Source organism: Streptomyces sp. NPDC030862 (assembly GCF_055571835.1).
Window position 1 is genome coordinate 120414 of sequence record NZ_JBVIEN010000014.1, and the last position, 16179, is coordinate 136592.

Below are 16179 nucleotides of genomic sequence, written 5' to 3' on the forward strand. Positions count from 1 at the left end.
GTGTCAGCAGGACCTTGCCGCAGCTGGTTTCAGCACTGCCGCCTGGAACAGGGCCGTGTCCTTCAGGTTCGGTCTCCGAGCCGGAGCCTCAGCTGTTACCCAGGGCGCGGCCCAAGAGGGGGAGCAGGCGGTCCCAGTGACGCTTCAGCCCGGAGGGGCTGAACGCGTCGGTGTCGGACATGGTGAAGCCATGGCTGGTGCCGGGGTAGATCTCGGAGGTGTAGCTGACACCTGCGGCATCCAGGGCCTGGTTGAGCTCGCCGAGGGCCTCCGGTGTCATGTCGCCTTCGGCGTGGCCGAGGTGGACCTCGGCGGTGAGCTGGGAGAAGAGGGCGGGCCCGTCTGCGAGCACCGGGCCGTGGAATCCGGCGACGGCGGCGACCTGGCCGGGGTGAGCGGCGGCGGTGCGCATCGCCAGGAGGCCGCCTATGCAGTAGCCGGTCACCGCGACCGGACCGGCACCGACCTCGGGCCGGGCAGTGAGGAACCTGAGGTAGGCGTCGGCGTCACGCAGGACGCGTTCGGCACTGTGCGTCTCGATCAAGGGCATCAGTTGAGCGAAGACCGCGGGCCGGGCCTCTTCTCCCATGTGCTCTGGAAGCTCGATCACCGGGGCCGGGCCATGCCGGTAGAAGAGGTTGGGGACGAGCACGTAGTACCCGTGCCCAGCCAGTTCGCAGGCCATCTCCCGCAGCACGGGCCGAATGCCGAAGCCGTCCGTGTACATCAGCACCCCCGGGTGCTGCTCGCCGTGGCCGGGAAAGGCAGCGAAGGCGTCGGCCTGGCCGTCCGCGGTGGGAATCTGCAACGTCTTGGTGGGCATGACTTCTCCTGTCGTGGTTGATGTGTCGAGACTGTGATCAACACGACGGAGGCGGAGCCCGCGCGGCGGCGCAGGATCCTCGATCGAGCAGCGGGCCCGCACCGGCCCGCACGGCGCTCAGAAGAGCACCGGGTCACCAATCCGTGTGCGGCGCAATGCCATCCCGGTAGTCATTCCCTCAACATAGCCCACGGCCATGGCCATTTGGTACGACAACATGACTACACGGCGTCTACGACCTGTCCGGGCACGGCGCCGCCCTCTTCCCGTTCTTCGCCGGCGTGGCCGCCTACGCCCGGTCCTTGCGGGCCAACGGGGTCCCCGTCCCCGAGATCACCCGCCGGCTCGTCATCGCCTCGGGCGAGAACCAGGGCAAGCGACCCTCGGTCGCCACCGTTTACCGCCCGGGCACGCCAGGCGGGGTCCGGGTCGTTCCGCGGCAGGCGAGGCGTGTGCCGTCGTCGGTGGTGAGGGTGTGTACGGCGGGGTCGAGGAACGCCGCGACCGTACGGGCGAAGGCGCCGGGGTCGTCCACCCACGGGTAGTGGCCGGCGCCGTGCTGGACGGCGAGCCGCCCGTGGGGGAAGAGCGCGGCGAGCTCGGCGGCGCGGGCGGGCCTCGGGCCGGCGTCGTACTCGCCGGCGAGGACGAGCACGGGCGCGGTGACGGCGGCGAGCGCGGCGCGGGTGGCGGCGGTGTCACCGAGCGCGCCCTCGGCGTAGAAGGCGTCGGCGGCGGCGAAGTTGGTCTGGTCGTCGTCGCTCGCGGCGTGGGCGCGGGCGGTCGCGTCCCACCGCCCGTACATGAACGGCAGCACGAGGTCCCACACCTCGTCGATGTCGCGCCCGGCGAGCATCTCGTCGAGGGCGGGGCGGCTCTCGGCGTACCAGGGTTCGTCCTTGCGCAGGTCGGCGGCCTCGCGCCGGTCCTCGGCGGTGGCCTCGATCCCGGCGGGGCGGGTGCCGCCGGTGACGAGGGTGAGGGAGGTGAGGCGCTCGGGGTGGGCGGCGGCGTACAGGACGGCGAGGGTGGCGCCGGCGGAGTGGCCGAGGAGGTCGAGCCGCTCCAGGCCGAGGTGGGTGCGCAGCGCCTCGACGTCGTCGACCTGGCGGTCGGCGCGGTAGGTGCCGGGGTCGGCGGGCTCCGCGGAGTCGCCGCTGCCGCGCGGGTCGAGCAGGACGAGCCGGCGGTGGGCGGTGAGCCCGCCCAGGTCCCCGAGGTAGGCGGAGGCGCGCATCGGCCCGCCGGCCAGGCAGACGAGCGGCTCGCCCTCTCCCCGGACGTGGTAGGCGAGCTCGGTCCCGTCGTACGCGCTGAACTTCGGCATGGGCGTGATCCTCACAACGGGGCCGCGGGACCGCAAGGGAGTTCCGCCCAGCGCGTAGGGGTCCGGGACGGAATGCGGCTCCGGCCTCTTGCCTTCGCCGCGGCCGGGTTGGATAACTGATCACCAACGTGTCGACCGAATGATCGGTCGACCGTCCGCGACCGGAGCTCAGGACGGGAGAACGGCGATGACCTACCTGCTCGACGCCGGGGAGAAGCTCGGCCGCGCGGAGCTGGCGGCGCTGCAGCTGGAGCGGCTGCGGGCGACGCTGCGCCACGCGTACGAGAACGTGGAGTTCCACCGGCGGGCCTTCGACGAGGCGGGGGTACGGCCCGAGGACTGCCGCGACCTCGCCGACCTCGCCCGCTTCCCGTTCACCACCAAGGCGGACCTGCGGGAGACGTACCCCTTCGGGATGTTCGCGGTGGAGCGGTCCCGGGTGCGGCGGATCCACGCGTCGAGCGGGACGACCGGCCTGCCGACGGTCGTCGGGTACACGGACGGCGACCTCGACCTGTGGGCGGACGTGATGGCCCGGTCGATCCGCGCGGCGGGCGGGCGGCCCGGCCAGACCGTCCATGTGGCGTACGGCTACGGGCTGTTCACGGGCGGGCTCGGCGCGCACTACGGCGCCGAGCGGCTCGGGTGCACGGTCGTGCCCGCCTCCGGCGGGATGACGGCGCGTCAGGTGAGGCTGATCCGGGACTTCAGGCCCGAGATCATCATGGTGACGCCGTCGTACATGCTGACCCTGCTGGACGAGTTCGAGCGGCAGGGCGTCGATCCGCGCACGACGTCCCTGCGCACCGGGATCTTCGGTGCGGAGCCGTGGACGGAGGAGATGCGGCGCGAGATCGAGGAGCGGTGCGGGATCGACGCGGTCGACGTCTACGGGCTGTCGGAGGTGATCGGACCGGGCGTCGCGCAGGAGTGCGTGGAGACGAAGGACGGGCTGCACGTCTGGGAGGACCACTTCTACCCGGAGGTCGTCGACCCGCTGACGGGCGAGGTGCTGCCCGACGGGGAGCGGGGCGAGCTGGTGTTCACCTCGCTCACCAAGGAGGCGATGCCGGTCATCCGCTACCGCACGCGGGACCTGACGCGGCTGCTGCCGGGGACTGCGCGGGTGTTCCGGCGGATGGAGAGGGTCACGGGGCGCAGTGACGACATGGTCATCCTGCGGGGCGTGAACCTCTTCCCCACCCAGATCGAGGAGATCGTCCTGCGTACGCCGGGCCTCGCGCCCCACTTCCAGCTCCGGCTCACCCGGGAGGGGCGGCTCGACGCGCTGACCGTGCGCGCGGAGGCGCGGCCCGGCGCGACGGCGGAGGTGCGCGAGCGGGCGGCGCGGGCGGTGGAGGCGGCCGTGAAGGACGGGATCGGGGTGTCGGTGGCGGTGGAGGTGGTGGACCCGGAGACGCTGGAGCGGTCGGTGGGGAAGATCCGGCGGATCGTGGACCTGCGCGACGGGGGGTGAGGAGGCCGGCCTGCCGCGGGGGCGCCCCGGCCCCGGGGAGTGGACGCCGCGATCGGGGGCAGGTGAGCCGCATTCCGGGTGTGTCTGGAACATCCGGACGGTTATGGAAAGGCGGTTGTCGTGCGCAGCGTGGGCGTCGAAGAGGAACTCCTGCTCGTCGATCCGGAGAGCGGTGAGCCGAGAGCGCTTTCGGCGGCGGTGCTGGCCGCCGTCGAGCGGGACCCGCAGGGCAATGAGGAGGTCTTCGAGAGCGAGCTGCAGCGCCAGCAGCTGGAGTTCGCCACGCGGCCGCAGACGTCCATGGCGGACCTCGGGGTCGAGATCCGGCGCTGGCGGGCGGAGGCGGCGCGCCATGCGGAGGGGCTCAACGCCTCCGTGGCGGCGCTGGCGACGTCGCCGCTGCCGGTGAGCCCCACCATCGGGACCGGGGAGCGGCACCAGTGGCTGAAGGAGCACTTCGGCCTCACCGCCCAGGAGCAGCTCACGTGCGGCTGCCACGTCCACGTGTCGGTGGACTCGGACGAGGAAGGGGTGGCCGTTCTCGACCGGATCCGGCCCTGGCTTCCCGTGCTGCTGGCCATGAGCGCGAACTCGCCGTTCTGGCAGGGCGAGGACAGCGGGTACGGCAGCTACCGCAGCCGCGTGTGGGGGCGCTGGCCGTCGGCGGGCCCGGTGGAGGTCTTCGGTTCGGCCGACCGCTACCACGAGCAGGTGCGCGACATGGTCGCGAGCGGGGTGCTGCGCGACGAGGGCATGGTCTACTTCGACGCCCGGCTCTCCCACTCGTACCCCACCGTCGAGATCCGGGTGGCCGACGTCTGCCTCGACCCGTCCACCACGGTGCTGCTGGCGACGCTGATCCGGGGCCTGGTGGAGACCGCGGCGCGCCAGTGGCGGGAGGGCGAGCCGCCCGCCCGGCACGGGGTGACGCTGCTGCGCCTGGCGTCCTGGCGGGCCGCCCGGTCGGGGCTGGAGGACACGCTGATCCACCCGCTGACGATGCGGCCCGCGCCGGCCGAGGCCGTCGTGCGGGCGCTGTTCGACCACGTGCGCGACGCCCTGGAGGAGAGCGGTGACCTGGTGGCCGCCCAGGACGCGCTGGCGATGCTGCTGAAGACCGGGAACGGCGCCCGCGTACAGCGCGAGCTGATGGAGCGGGAGGGGAGTCTGCGGTCCGTGGTCGCCGAGTGCGTGCGCCGCACGCTGCAGTGACCGGAGGGCCCCGCTCCGCCGCCCCACACCCACCCACCCATACCGACCGGACGGTTGACACCGTGCGGTCGGGGGTGGGTGCATGGCCCGACAGACTTTCACCCCGGTCTTGTTGGGAGGCACGTTGCTCTTCCGCAGCAGGCTTTCGCGGAGCCGTTCCAGACGGCTCGTCCCGGCCGTCGTCGCCCTCGCGACGGTGGCCGCCGCGGCCGGTCCCGCCGCTTCCACCGTACCGACGGAGCGTCACCGGCCCTCCGGCGGCGGCTTCTCGGCCGTCATCCGCTACACCCAGTACGGCATCCCGCACATCCTGGCGAAGGACTACGCGAACCTCGGCTTCGGCACCGGCTGGGCGCAGGCGGCCGACCAGGTGTGCGTGCTGGCCGATGGGTTCACGACCGTACGGGGCGAGCGCTCGCGCCACTTCGGCGCGGGTGCGGCGGCCGACGGGGCGCTGTCGTCCGCGGCCACCAACCTCTCCAGCGACCTGTACTTCCGCGGCGTACGGGACGCGGGCACCGTGGAGCGGCTGCTCGCGACCCCGGCGCCCGCCGGGCCGAGCCGGGACGCGAAGGAGCTGATGCGCGGCTGGGCCGCCGGGTACAACGCCTGGCTGCGGCAGAACCGCGTCACCGACCCGGCGTGCGCGGGCGCCGACTGGGTGCGGCCCGTCACCGCGCTGGACGTCGCCCGGCGCGGCTTCGCACTCGCGGTGCTCGGCGGGCAGGGCCGGGCCGTCGACGGCATCACGGCGGCGCGCCCGCCGGGCGCAGGGCCCGTGGCACCGGCCGACCCGGCCCGGACGGCGGACGCGGCCCGCGCGCTGTTCGCCGCCGAGAGCGCCGACATGGGGTCCAACGCGGTGGCGTTCGGCGGCGCGACCACGGCGAACGGCCGCGGGTTGCTGCTGGGCAACCCGCACTACCCGTGGCACGGCGGCCGGCGCTTCTGGCAGTCGCAGCAGACCATTCCCGGCGAGCTGAACGTGTCGGGGGGCTCGCTGCTCGGCGGTACGGCCGTCAACATCGGTTTCACCGACAAGGTGGCGTGGAGCCACACCGTCGCCACCGGCGTCACCCTCAACCTCCACCAGCTGGCGCTGGACCCGGCCGACCCGACGGTCTACCTCGTCGACGGCAGGCCGGAGCGGATGGAGCGGCGCACGGTCACCGTCCCGGTGAAGGACGGGGCCGCCGTCACCCGTACGCAGTGGTGGACGCGGTACGGGCCGGTCGTCACCTCGCTCGGCGCCTCCCTGCCGCTGCCGTGGTCGGCGACGACGGCGTACGCGCTGAACGACCCGAACGCCGTCAACCTGCGCTCCACGGACACTGCGCTGGGCTTCGCCAAGGCCCGCTCCACGCGCGAGATGTCCGAGGTGCTGCGCCGCACGCAGGGCCTGCCGTGGGTGAACACCATCGCGGCGGACGCGTCCGGGCACACGCTGTTCACGCAGTCGCAGGTGCTGCCGCGCATCACCGACGAGCTGGCCGCGCGGTGCTCGACGCCGCTGGGCGAGGTGACGTACCCGGCGTCGGGCGTGGCCGTGCTGGACGGTTCGCGTACGGAGTGCGCGCTCGGCTCGGACCGGGACGCGGTGCAGCCGGGCGTCATGGGGCCGTCACGCATGCCGCTGCTCCAGGACGCGCCGTACGCCGTGAACTCCAACGACAGCGCCTGGCTGACCAACGCCGACCGGCCGCTGGCCGGCTACGAGCGGGTGTTCGGGACGGTCGCGACGCCGCGTTCGCTGCGGACCCGGGGCGGTGTCGAGGACGTCGCCGCGATGGCCGCCAGGGGGCGGCTGACGGTGGCGGACCTCCAGCGGCAGCAGTTCGCCAACCGGGCGCCGGCCGGCGACCTGGCGGCCGCCGACGCGGCGGAGGCGTGCGCCGCCGTGCTGCCGGACGACCGGGAGGCGTGCGAGGTGCTCGCGCGCTGGGACCGCACCATGGACACCGGCAGCCGGGGCGCGCTGCTCTTCGACCGCTTCTGGCGCAGGCTCACGGCGGCCGTCCCGGCGGCCCGGCTGTGGAAGGTGCCGTTCTCGGCGGCCGACCCGGTCCGTACGCCGCACACGCTCGACACCGCTTCACCGGCCTTCGCGAAGGCGCTGAAGGACGCGGTCGCGGAGCTGCGGGCGGCGGGGATACCGCTGGACGCGCCGCTCGGGGAGCACCAGTTCGTGGTACGGGGCGACCGGCGCATCGCCGTGCACGGCGGTACGGAGTCGCTCGGCGTGTGGAACAAGACCGAGGCCGTGTGGAACGCCGCGGGCGGGGGCTACACGGAGGTGGCGCACGGGACGAGCCATGTCCAGGCGGTCGGCTGGGACGGCGGCCGGTGCCCGGTGGCCCGGACGCTGCTGACCTACGCGCAGTCGTCGAACCCGAACTCGCCGCACTTCGGCGACCAGACGGCGCTGTTCTCGGGCGAGCGGTGGGTGCGGGCGCGTTTCTGCGAGAGGGACATCCTGTCCGACCCCGCGCTGCGGATCGTACGCGTCAGGGACTGATCAGGGGTTGATCAAGGGTCGATCAGGGGCTGATCGACAGGAAGAGGAAGGCGGCGAAGAGCACCAGGTGCACGCCGCCCTGGAGGAGAGTGGCCCGTCCGGGCACCACGGTCAGGGCGCTGACCACGGCGGTGAGCGTGAGCAGCACCAGGTGGACGGCGCCCAGGCCGAGCACCAGGGGCCCGGACAGCCAGATCGAGGCGAGCGCGATCGCCGGCACGGTCAGGCCGATGCTGGCGATCGCGGAGCCGTAGGCGAGGTTGAGGCTGGTCTGGACGCGGCCGCGGCGCGCGGCGCGCACGGCGGCGAGGGTCTCCGGCGCCAGCACCAGCAGGGCGATGACGACTCCGACGACCGCCTGGGGCAGCCCCGCCGACTCGACGCCGTCCTCGATGGCCGGTGAGACCAGCTTGGCGTTGCCGACGACGGCGACGAGCGCCACCAACAGCAGGCCGAGGCTCTGCCAGGCGGCGCGGGCCGCGGGCGGCGGGGCGTGGTCCTCCTCGCTGTCGGCGAGGCCGCCGTCGCGGGCGACGGGCAGGAAGTAGTCGCGGTGCCGGACGGTCTGCACGGTGACGAAGAGCAGGTAGAGGGCGAGTGAGGCGACGGCGGCGAAGGCCAGCTGGGCGCCGGTGAACTGATGGCCCGGCCTGCCGGTGGTGAAGGTGGGCAGGACCAGGGTCATGGTGGCGAGGGTGGTCACGGTGGCGAGCGCGCCGCCGGAGCCCTCGGCGTTGAAGACGGCGACCCGGTGGCGGCGCAGCGCCGCGACGAGCACGGAGAGGCCGACGACGCCGTTGCAGGTGATCATGAAGGCGGCGAAGACGGTGTCGCGGGCGTACGTGGACGCGTCGCCGCCTCCCCCGGCCATCAGCATCACGATGAGCCCGACCTCGATGACGGTCACGGCCACGGCCAGGACGAGGGAGCCGTACGGTTCGCCGACGCGGTGGGCGACGACCTCGGCATGGTGGACGGCGGAGAGGACGGAGGCGATGAGGCAGAGCCCGACGACGGCGACGACCGGCCCGGGCAGGTGGCGCCCCCAGCCGGCGGCGAGAACGGCCACGCCGACGACCGGCGCCCAGGTGGTCCACTGCCGGGCGAGGCGCGCGGGCCCGTGGCCCGCGCCCGTTCCGGCCTCCGGCCCCTGGTGGGGGCCCTGTTCCGTGCCCGTGCTCATGCGGCCACGCTGCCAGAGCGGGGGGTGCGCCGCGCGCTGTGGGGGCCGGAACGGGTGCGGTGCGGTGTCTTGACGGGTCCCGGGCGACGGTAAGAAAGTTTCACCTGCCGCTGGGGTGCCGGAAGGATTCTTTCAGGAGGCTGGAGGGGTGGGGATGGCGGAGGGGATCAGTCGGCGCCGGCTCGGCGGCGGAGTCCTGGCCCTGGGAGGAGCGCTGGTGATCGGTTCGATTCCGGGTGCCGCCGCAGCGGACGACGGTGGGTCCGGCCCGGGCGCGCGCCCCGGTCCCGGGCTCGGGGCACGGGGTGGGCGGCCGACGCTGCGGCTGGGGTCCGCGGAGCGGGCCGGGCTGCTGCCCGGCCACCTGGACCGGCTGGTGGCCGACGCGGAGCGGTTCCTGGAGCCCTCCCCCAAGCACCCGTGGTACGCGGGGGCGGTGCTGCTCGCGGGGCGCGGCGGCACGGTGGCGCTGCACCGGGCCATCGGGCACGCCGTGCGGTACGCGGCGTACGACGAGAAGACCGACACGGGCGTGGAGCTTCCGGCCGAGCAGCGGATCGCGATGACCGAGGACACGGTCTTCGACCTGGCGTCGGTGTCGAAGCTCTTCACGGCGGTGCTGGCGGTGCAGCAGATCGAGCGCGGCGCGCTGGACCTGGAGGCGAAGGTCACCGCGTACCTGCCGGACTTCGGGGGCGGCGGCAAGCAGGACATCACGGTGCGTCAGCTGCTCACGCACACGTCGGGGCTGCGGGCCTGGATCCCCCTGTACGAGGAGCCGACGCGGGAGGGGAAGCTGCGGCGGCTGTGGGAGGAGGCGCCGGCGAACCCGCCCGGGAGCACGTACCTCTACTCGGACCTGAACCTCATCACGCTCCAGCTGGTCCTGGAGGAGATCACCGACCGGTCGCTGGACGCGCTGCTGCGCAACGAGATCACCGCTCCGCTCGGGATGCACCGCACCCGTTTCAATCCGCCCGCCTCCTGGAAGCCGCTGATCGCCGCGACCGAGGACGCCCGCCGCCCCTGGTCCGGCCTGGAGCGCGGCCTGGTGTGGGGCGAGGTCCACGACGAGAACGCCTACAGCCTCGGCGGTGTCGCGGGCCACGCCGGTGTCTTCTCCTGCGCCTGGGACCTGGCCGTCCTCGCCCGTACGCTGCTGAACGGCGGCGTCTACGGCCGTGCCCGCATCCTGGAGCCGAAGTCCGTGGAGCTGATGTTCACCGACTTCAACACCGCCTTCCCCGGCGACGAGCACGGGCTGGGCTTCGAGCTCTACCAGCACTGGTACATGGGCGCCATGGCCACGCCGCACACCGCGGGCCACACCGGTTTCACCGGCACCAGCCTGGTCATCGACCCGACCACCGACTCGTTCCTGGTCGTCCTCGGCAACTCGGTGCACCCGGTGCGCTCGTGGCGCTCCGGCTCGGCGCCCCGCGTCGCCGCCGCCGACCATCTGGCACGCGCCGTCCCGGTACGCCCGGCGCACGGCCGCACCGCCTGGTACGCGGGCATGGCCTCGGGCGCCGCGGCGACGCTCACCCTGCCCGACCTTCCTGCACCGGTGTCCGGCCGGGCCCGGCTGCGCTGCGCGCTGTGGTGGGACATCGAGCCGGGCGCGGACGCCCTGTACCTGGAGGCCTCCGGCGACGGGGGCGCGACCTGGCGGCCGGTGCCGTTCACGACCGTACGGCCCGGCGGAGGCGGCGGGGGCGGAGGCGGGGACGAGCCGGTCCGGCACCCCGGCGGCGCGGTGACCGGCTGGTCCGGGCGGGTGTGGCACCGGCTGGAGGCGGACCTGTCGGACTGGCGCGGCACGGCGCCGCTGCGGCTGCGCTGGCGGTACGCGACCGACCGGCGGTACGTGGGCCGCGGGGTGTACGTGGACGGGCTGCGGGTGCGCGACGGCGACGACGTCCTCTTCGACGACGCGCGCCCGTCGGACGCGGCGCGCGTCCGGCTGGACGGCTGGACCCCCTCGGTGGACTGAGCCGACCGCATACCCCATGGACGAAGCGGGAATACTCGCCCGTTAGGGTGAACAACCATGATCTCGAAGGCATTTGAGGACTACCTGTCCCGCCTGGGCGTCACCCATCCGGCCGCGCCGTCCGCCGAAGCGCTGTTCGCGCTCCAGCGTGCCCATCTCGAACGCGTTCCCTACGAGAACATCGACATCCAGCTCGGCCGCCCGCCCGGTATCGAGCCGGAGCTCTCGGTGCGGCGGTTCGCGGCCGGGCAGGGCGGCTACTGCTTCCATCTGAACGGCGGCTTCGCCGCGCTGCTGGAGGCGCTCGGGTACGACGTGACCCGGCATGTGGCGGGCGTCCACGAGGACCCGGCGGGCCGGGGCGCCAACGGCAACCACCTGGCGCTGACCGTACGCGTCGGCGGTCGGGGCTGGTTCGTGGACGCGGGGCTCGGTGACGGGCCGTACGAGCCGCTGCCGCTGCGGCCGGGGACGTACCGGCAGGGGCCGTTCACGTACCGCATGGAGCCGTCCGCCACCGAGCCGGGGGGCTGGGTCTTCTTCAACGAGGGCGGTCCGTTCCCGGTCATGGAGATGGCGGGGCGGCCGGCCGCGATGGCCGACTTCGCCGCCGAGCACCTGCGGCTGTCCACGGCGCCGGACTCCCCTTTCCTGGGGACCTTCGCCGCGCTGCGCCGGGACGCCGAGGGGGTGCACATCCTGCGCGGCCGGGTGCTCACGCGCGTCGACGCGGCCGGGCGCGCTGAGCGGACGCTGAACACGCCGGCCGAGTGGTACGGCGCCCTCGCGGACCTCTTCGGGCGGAACCTGGACACCCTCGACGCCGTGGACCGGGCCACGCTGTGGGAGCGGGTGTCGCGCGCGCACGAGGCGTGGCTCGCGGCACGGGCGGCGGCGCCGACGGGGTGAACCGGTCACCCGGACGGGCGCCCGGATGCGGATCCTGGGGGCTGCGGCGAGACTGAAGGGCAGGGGACGTCACGACCAGGAGGATGACCCTATGTCCATGCTGGACAAGCTCAAGCAGAAGCTGAAGGGCCACGAGGACCAGGCGAGCAAGGGCGTCGACAAGGGCGGCGACTACGTCGACCGCAAGACGCAGGGCAAGTACAGCGGCCAGGTCGACACCGCTCAGGAGAAGCTGGACCAGCAGCTGCGCAACGACCGCGGCCAGGAGCCGCCCCGCACCTGAGCGGGCTCGTGCCCCGTCGCTTCGCCACCCGCGCCCGGGCCCCCGCCCGGGCGCGGTGCCGTGTCCCCCGGCCGGGCGAAGGGGAGAGGGGGCCCCGCGGCGCGGCGCCACCCGGGCGGGCGCCTCGGCGTGCGGGCCGCCGACAGCTGGTGAACAGTCGAGTCGAGTCCCCCTCAACTCGAAGGAGAAACCCATGCTTCGGCGTATCTCGGTGATCCTCGCCGGTCTGACGGCCGCCTGCTTCCTCTCCGCCTCCCCGGCGGCGGCGGGCGGCGACGACTACAAGCTCGGCTGGCTCGACGGCTACAAGATCAAGGCGGGCAAGGTCCACGTGAGCCAGCTCCACGGTGGGTACTTCCACCTCGGCTGACGCAGCGTCACGCACGTGGGGACGGGAGCCGCGGCTCCCGTCCCCACGTGCGTCCGGCGGCTGGTCAGCGGCGGGGAGTGCGTGCCAGGCGTCACCAGGCAGACGGGACTGTGCGGGCACGGCCCAGCACCGCCATCGCCGCGTTGTGGCCGGGGATGCCGCTGACGCCGCCGCCGCGGACCGCGCCCGCCCCGCACAGCAGCACGTTGGGGTGCGCGGTCTCCACGCCCCAGCGGCCGGGCCCCTCCACGTCGCCGGTGGCGTACGGGAACGCCAGGTCGCGGTGGAAGATGTGGCCGCCCGGCAGCCGCAGCTCGCGTTCCAGGTCGAGCGGGGTCTTCGCCTCGACGCAGGGGCGGCCGTCCGCGTCGCGCGCGAGACAGGCGGCGATCGGCTCCTCCAGGTAGCGGTCCAGTTCGGCGAGGGTCGCGTCGAGGAGCGCGGCGCGGGCGGCCTCGTTGTCCGCGGTGAACAGCCGTGCCGGGGTGTGCAGGCCGAAGAGCGTCAGCGTGTGGTGGCCGCGCGCGGCGAGGTCCGGGCCGAGGATCGACGGGTCGGTCAGGGAGTGGCAGTAGATCTCGCTGGGCGGGGCGGCCGGCAGCCGCCCGGACGCCGCCTCCCGGTACGCCGCCGCCAGCTGCCCGTATCCCTCGGAGACGTGGAAGGTGCCCGCGAAGGCGTCGCGCGGGTCGACGGAGCGGTCCTTGAGGCGGGGCAGCCGGGTCAGCAGCATGTTGACCTTCAGCTGGGCGCCCTCGGCGGGCGGTGGGGCGGGTTCGCCCAGGAGGGCCGCGAGGGCGTGCGGGGAGGCACCGGCCAGGACGTGGCGGGCGGCGACCGTGCCCTCGGTGTCCCGGGTGCGGTAGGTGACCTCCGCGGTGCGGCCGTCGGTGGCGATCCGCGTCGCCTCGTGGCCGGTGGCGATCTCGGCGCCGGCCGTGCGGGCCGCGTCCGCGAGGGCGTCGGTGAGCGCGCCCATGCCTCCGACGGGCACGCTCCAGTCGCCGGTGCCGCCGCCGATCACGTGGTAGAGGAAGCACCGGTTCTGCGCGAGGGACGGGTCGTGGGCGTCGGCGAAGGTGCCGATCAGCGCGTCGGTGAGGACCACGCCCCGGACCAGGTCGTCCTGGAAGTGCTCCTCGATCGTGACGCCGAGGGGCTCCTCGAAGAGGGTCCGCCACGCCTCGTCGTCGGCGACGCGGGCACGCAGGGCGTCCCGCGTGGGCAGTGGCTCGGTGAGGGTGGGGAAGACGCGTGCGGCGACGTGCCGGGTGCGGGCGTGGAAGCGCCGCCAGGCCGCGTACTCGGCGTCCGAGCCGGTGAGCGCGGCGAACGACTCCCGGGTGGTGCGCTCCGCGCCGACCAGCAGGCCGCCTGCGCGGCCGCCGCGCAGGGTGGGGGTGTACGAGGAGACGGGGCGGCGGCGGACGGTGAAGCGCAGGCCGAGCTCGCGGACGATCTTCGGCGGCAGCAGGGACACCAGGTAGGAGTAGCGCGACAGGCGGGCGTCGACCCCGGCGAAGGGCCGGGTGGAGACCGCCGCTCCGCCGGTGGTGGCCAGCCGTTCGAGGACGAGGACGGTGCGGCCCGCGCGGGCCAGGTAGGCGGCGGCGACCAGGCCGTTGTGACCGCCGCCGACGATGACGGCGTCGTACGGGCGGGAGGGCGTCATGGTTCCTCTCCTCGGCGTCTGGTCTGGGCGGCGACCCGGCGGTGGAGCTCGACGGCCTCGGCGTGGCGGCCGAGCTGCTCCAGGCAGTGTGCCTCGTCGTCGCGGCCGGCGAGGGCGTCCGGGTGGGCGGGGCCGAGGACCCGCTCGCGGGCGGCGGCGACCCGCTGGTAGCCGCGCAGGGCCTCGTGCCAGCGGCCCAGCCAGCCCAGCGCGTTGGCGGCCTCGCGGCAGCTGGCGAGCGTGTCGGGGTGGTCGGGGCCCAGCACCCGCTCGCGGAGCGCGGACACCTCGCGGGCCTCGGTGAGCGCCTCCTCCCAGCGGCCGAGGCGCCCCAGGTTGACGCCGACGCCGTGCCGGGCGCGCAGGGTCTCGGGGTCCTCGGGGCCCAGCGTCCGGGTGCGCGCCTCGACGAGGTCGCGGTAGAGCGCCAGGGCCTCGTGGCTGCGGCCGAGGCGGCCGAGGCTGATGCCGGTCTCGTAGCGGGCGGCGAGCGTGTCGGGGTGGTCCGGGCCGAGGGTGCGGGCGCGGGCGTCGGCGACCTCGCGGTAGGCGTGCAGGGCCTCGGGCCAGCGGCCCAGCCGGCCGAGGGTGTGCGCCACCTCGTACCGGGTGGCCAGGGTGTCCGGGTGCTCGGGGCCGAGCAGCCCGGCACGGGACGCGGCGACGTCGGCCGCCATGCGGTACGCCTCCTCCAGGCGCCCCAGCCTGCCGAGGCTGTACGCCAGGTTGTGGCGGCAGCGGAGGGTGTCGGGGTGGTCGGGGCCGAGGGTGCGTTCGCGGGCCGCGAGCACGCGCCGGTACAGCTGGTGCGCCTCGAAGTGGCGGCCCTGCCCGCCGAGGGCGTACGCCATCTCCTGCTGCGCCGCGAGCGTGTCGGGGTGGTCCGGGCCGAGGGCGGCGTGGCGCCGGGCGGCGAGGACGCCGAGCGCGGCGTGCGGCTCGGGGTCCGGCGGGTCGTGCGGGGTGGCGGTGGTCCAGTGGCCGGTGAGGCCGGCGGAGGGGTCGGGCGGGGTGGTGCGCAGGGCGCCGGCGCCGACGGCCTTGGGGCCGGTGGTCATGGACCGCGTCCACGAGGGCAGGCGCGGCTCCCGGTCCGGCAGGGCCCGTGGGGCCGGCCAGGGCCCCGTGTACGGCCGGGGCGCCGCGTACGGCGGGGTTTCGCCGCCCGGCCCCGTCGCACGGGCGGCGGTGAGGCGGCGGCGCAGGTCGGCGGCGTCGTCCGGGCGGTCCTCCGGGGCCTTGGCGAGCAGGTCCAGGACGATCCGCTCGAAGGGTTCGGGCAGTTCGGGCCGGTGGGCGCGCGGCGGCTCCGGTGGGGTGTCGCGGTGGCCGACGAGGATGGCCCAGGCGTCACCGAGGTCGAACGGCGGGGCCCCGGTGGCGATCTCGTACAGCACGCACCCCAGCGAGTACAGGTCGCTGCGGTGGTCGACGGGCCCGCCGCCGATCTGCTCGGGTGACATGTAGTGCGGAGTGCCCATGGCGATGCCGGTGCCGGTGAGGCGGGCGGTGAAGCCGATGTCGGCGCCGAGGCGGGCGATGCCGAAGTCGCAGATCTTCACCGTGCCGTCGGCGAGGCGCACGATGTTGGCCGGCTTGAGGTCGCGGTGGACGACGCCCTGGCGGTGGGTGTACGCGAGGGCGTCGGCGACCTGTTCGGCGATGTCGACGACGTCGTGGACCGGCAGCGGCCGGTGCGCGTCGTCCTCCATCAGCCTGCTGAGGTCGCGGCCGTCGAGGAGCTCCATGACGAGGTAGAGGACTCCGTCCCAGTCGCCGAAGTCGTGCACCACGGTCACGCCGCGGTGCTGGAGCGCGGCCGCGACGCGCGCCTCCCGGCGGAAGCGCTCGCGCAGCGCGCGCACGAGGTTCTCGTCGCGCTGCGGCCCGAGTCCGAGCGGTTTGAGGCACTTGACCGCGACGCGGCGGCCGAGCGCCTCGTCCGTGGCGCGCCACACCTCGCCCATGCCGCCGCGCCCAATGACCTCGTGCAGCCGGTAGCGGCCGTGGATCAGCCTGGTGTCCCCCATAGCGTGCTCTCGCCCCCGTCGGTTCGTCACGCCCTCCCCCGCCCGTCCAGCGTCCAGTATGGCGGCCTGTGCCCGGAGTGTGTACGGGGCGGGCCGGGCACTCGGAGCCGGTCGGAACGCCGGTCGAGAAACCGGTCGGACACTGCTCGAACCGCGAGTGGACGTACCTGCCGGAGCCAGGCGGCAAGAAGTACGACGTATGGCGGGAGCGAGGCCGGGGGCCCGAGGGCGAGGCACCGTGAACGTGAAGGGGCGGGGGGGGGGGGGGGGGGGGGGGACCCCCCCCCCCCCCCCCCCCCCCCCCCCCCCCCCCGCACCCCCCCCCCCCCACCCCCACCCCCCCCAAATACATGAAAGGGAAAAACCCCACCCCCCCCGGCACCCC

At 74.5% G+C, this 16179-nt stretch carries 11 protein-coding genes and 1 pseudogene; 7 read left to right on the forward strand and 5 right to left on the reverse strand.

Annotated elements, in window-relative coordinates:
* Positions 1–88: 88 nt before the first annotated feature.
* Positions 89–823: a dienelactone hydrolase family protein gene (locus ACZ42X_RS30955; RefSeq protein WP_468297020.1), complete on the reverse strand. Its 735-nt coding sequence runs from the start codon at positions 821–823 to the stop codon at positions 89–91.
* A gap of 409 nt (positions 824–1232) precedes the next feature.
* Positions 1233–2150 (reverse strand): annotated as a pseudogene (locus ACZ42X_RS30960) (alpha/beta fold hydrolase); the annotation flags it as partial.
* A gap of 187 nt (positions 2151–2337) precedes the next feature.
* Between ACZ42X_RS30960 and paaK the strand changes: the two are divergent.
* The 3 genes from paaK (at position 2338) to ACZ42X_RS30975 (ending at position 7354) form a co-directional block, all read left to right on the forward strand.
* Positions 2338–3627 (forward strand): phenylacetate--CoA ligase PaaK, encoded by a 1290-nt coding sequence (gene paaK, locus ACZ42X_RS30965; RefSeq protein ID WP_468297023.1) that lies wholly within the window; start codon positions 2338–2340, stop codon positions 3625–3627.
* Between the two features lie 120 nt (positions 3628–3747).
* Entirely contained in the window at positions 3748–4839 is a 1092-nt protein-coding gene (locus tag ACZ42X_RS30970) for a glutamate--cysteine ligase 2 (protein WP_468297026.1), read from the forward strand.
* Positions 4840–4921: 82 nt separating this feature from the next.
* Positions 4922–7354, forward strand: coding sequence for a penicillin acylase family protein (locus ACZ42X_RS30975; protein ID WP_468297029.1), 2433 nt, complete (start codon positions 4922–4924; stop codon positions 7352–7354).
* 22 nt (positions 7355–7376) lie between these two features.
* Here the strand turns inward: ACZ42X_RS30975 and ACZ42X_RS30980 are convergent, their stop codons facing one another.
* Positions 7377–8537 carry a calcium:cation antiporter gene (locus tag ACZ42X_RS30980; protein WP_468297032.1) on the reverse strand — a complete coding sequence of 387 codons (1161 nt, stop codon included), beginning with the start codon at positions 8535–8537 and terminating at the stop codon, positions 7377–7379.
* A gap of 154 nt (positions 8538–8691) precedes the next feature.
* Here ACZ42X_RS30980 and ACZ42X_RS30985 point away from each other — a divergent pair, with 154 nt between their 5' ends.
* The 4 genes from ACZ42X_RS30985 to ACZ42X_RS31000 all read left to right on the forward strand — a co-directional run bounded on the left by ACZ42X_RS30985 (position 8692) and on the right by ACZ42X_RS31000 (position 12092).
* Positions 8692–10530 (forward strand): serine hydrolase domain-containing protein, encoded by a 1839-nt coding sequence (locus tag ACZ42X_RS30985; protein WP_468297035.1) that lies wholly within the window; start codon positions 8692–8694, stop codon positions 10528–10530.
* A 57-nt stretch (positions 10531–10587) separates the two neighbouring features.
* Positions 10588–11439 (forward strand): arylamine N-acetyltransferase family protein, encoded by an 852-nt coding sequence (locus tag ACZ42X_RS30990; RefSeq protein ID WP_468297038.1) that lies wholly within the window; start codon positions 10588–10590, stop codon positions 11437–11439.
* Between the two features lie 91 nt (positions 11440–11530).
* The gene (locus ACZ42X_RS30995; RefSeq protein WP_468297041.1) at positions 11531–11722 is read left to right on the forward strand and encodes an antitoxin; all 192 of its coding nucleotides are present in this window, start codon (positions 11531–11533) and stop codon (positions 11720–11722) included.
* Positions 11723–11915: 193 nt separating this feature from the next.
* Positions 11916–12092, forward strand: a complete 177-nt coding sequence (locus ACZ42X_RS31000) for a hypothetical protein (RefSeq protein ID WP_468297043.1) — start codon at positions 11916–11918, stop codon at positions 12090–12092.
* 91 nt (positions 12093–12183) lie between these two features.
* On the opposite strand, the gene ACZ42X_RS31005 is transcribed toward ACZ42X_RS31000, so the two are convergent.
* Both ACZ42X_RS31005 and ACZ42X_RS31010 read right to left on the reverse strand, forming a co-directional pair.
* Complete coding sequence (locus tag ACZ42X_RS31005; RefSeq protein WP_468297046.1) at positions 12184–13764, reverse strand: phytoene desaturase family protein; 1581 nt, start codon at positions 13762–13764, stop codon at positions 12184–12186.
* Complete coding sequence (locus ACZ42X_RS31010; protein ID WP_468297049.1) at positions 13761–15794, reverse strand: serine/threonine-protein kinase; 2034 nt, start codon at positions 15792–15794, stop codon at positions 13761–13763. Before ACZ42X_RS31010 ends, ACZ42X_RS31005 begins: the two co-directional genes overlap by 4 nt.
* Positions 15795–16179: the final 385 nt, after the last annotated feature.

Bases quoted from the DNA above. Each gene is read 5' to 3' on its own strand.
- ACZ42X_RS30955 (WP_468297020.1), bottom strand. From the start codon at position 823: ATGCCCACCAAGACGTTGCAGATTCCCACCGCGGACGGCCAGGCCGAC.
- paaK (WP_468297023.1), top strand. From the start codon at position 2,338: ATGACCTACCTGCTCGACGCCGGGGAGAAGCTCGGCCGCGCGGAGCTG.
- ACZ42X_RS30975 (WP_468297029.1), top strand. From the start codon at position 4,922: ATGGCCCGACAGACTTTCACCCCGGTCTTGTTGGGAGGCACGTTGCTC.
- ACZ42X_RS30980 (WP_468297032.1), bottom strand. From the start codon at position 8,537: ATGAGCACGGGCACGGAACAGGGCCCCCACCAGGGGCCGGAGGCCGGA.
- ACZ42X_RS30985 (WP_468297035.1), top strand. From the start codon at position 8,692: ATGGCGGAGGGGATCAGTCGGCGCCGGCTCGGCGGCGGAGTCCTGGCC.
- ACZ42X_RS30990 (WP_468297038.1), top strand. From the start codon at position 10,588: ATGATCTCGAAGGCATTTGAGGACTACCTGTCCCGCCTGGGCGTCACC.
- ACZ42X_RS30995 (WP_468297041.1), top strand. From the start codon at position 11,531: ATGTCCATGCTGGACAAGCTCAAGCAGAAGCTGAAGGGCCACGAGGAC.
- ACZ42X_RS31000 (WP_468297043.1), top strand. From the start codon at position 11,916: ATGCTTCGGCGTATCTCGGTGATCCTCGCCGGTCTGACGGCCGCCTGC.
- ACZ42X_RS31005 (WP_468297046.1), bottom strand. From the start codon at position 13,764: ATGACGCCCTCCCGCCCGTACGACGCCGTCATCGTCGGCGGCGGTCAC.
- ACZ42X_RS31010 (WP_468297049.1), bottom strand. From the start codon at position 15,794: ATGGGGGACACCAGGCTGATCCACGGCCGCTACCGGCTGCACGAGGTC.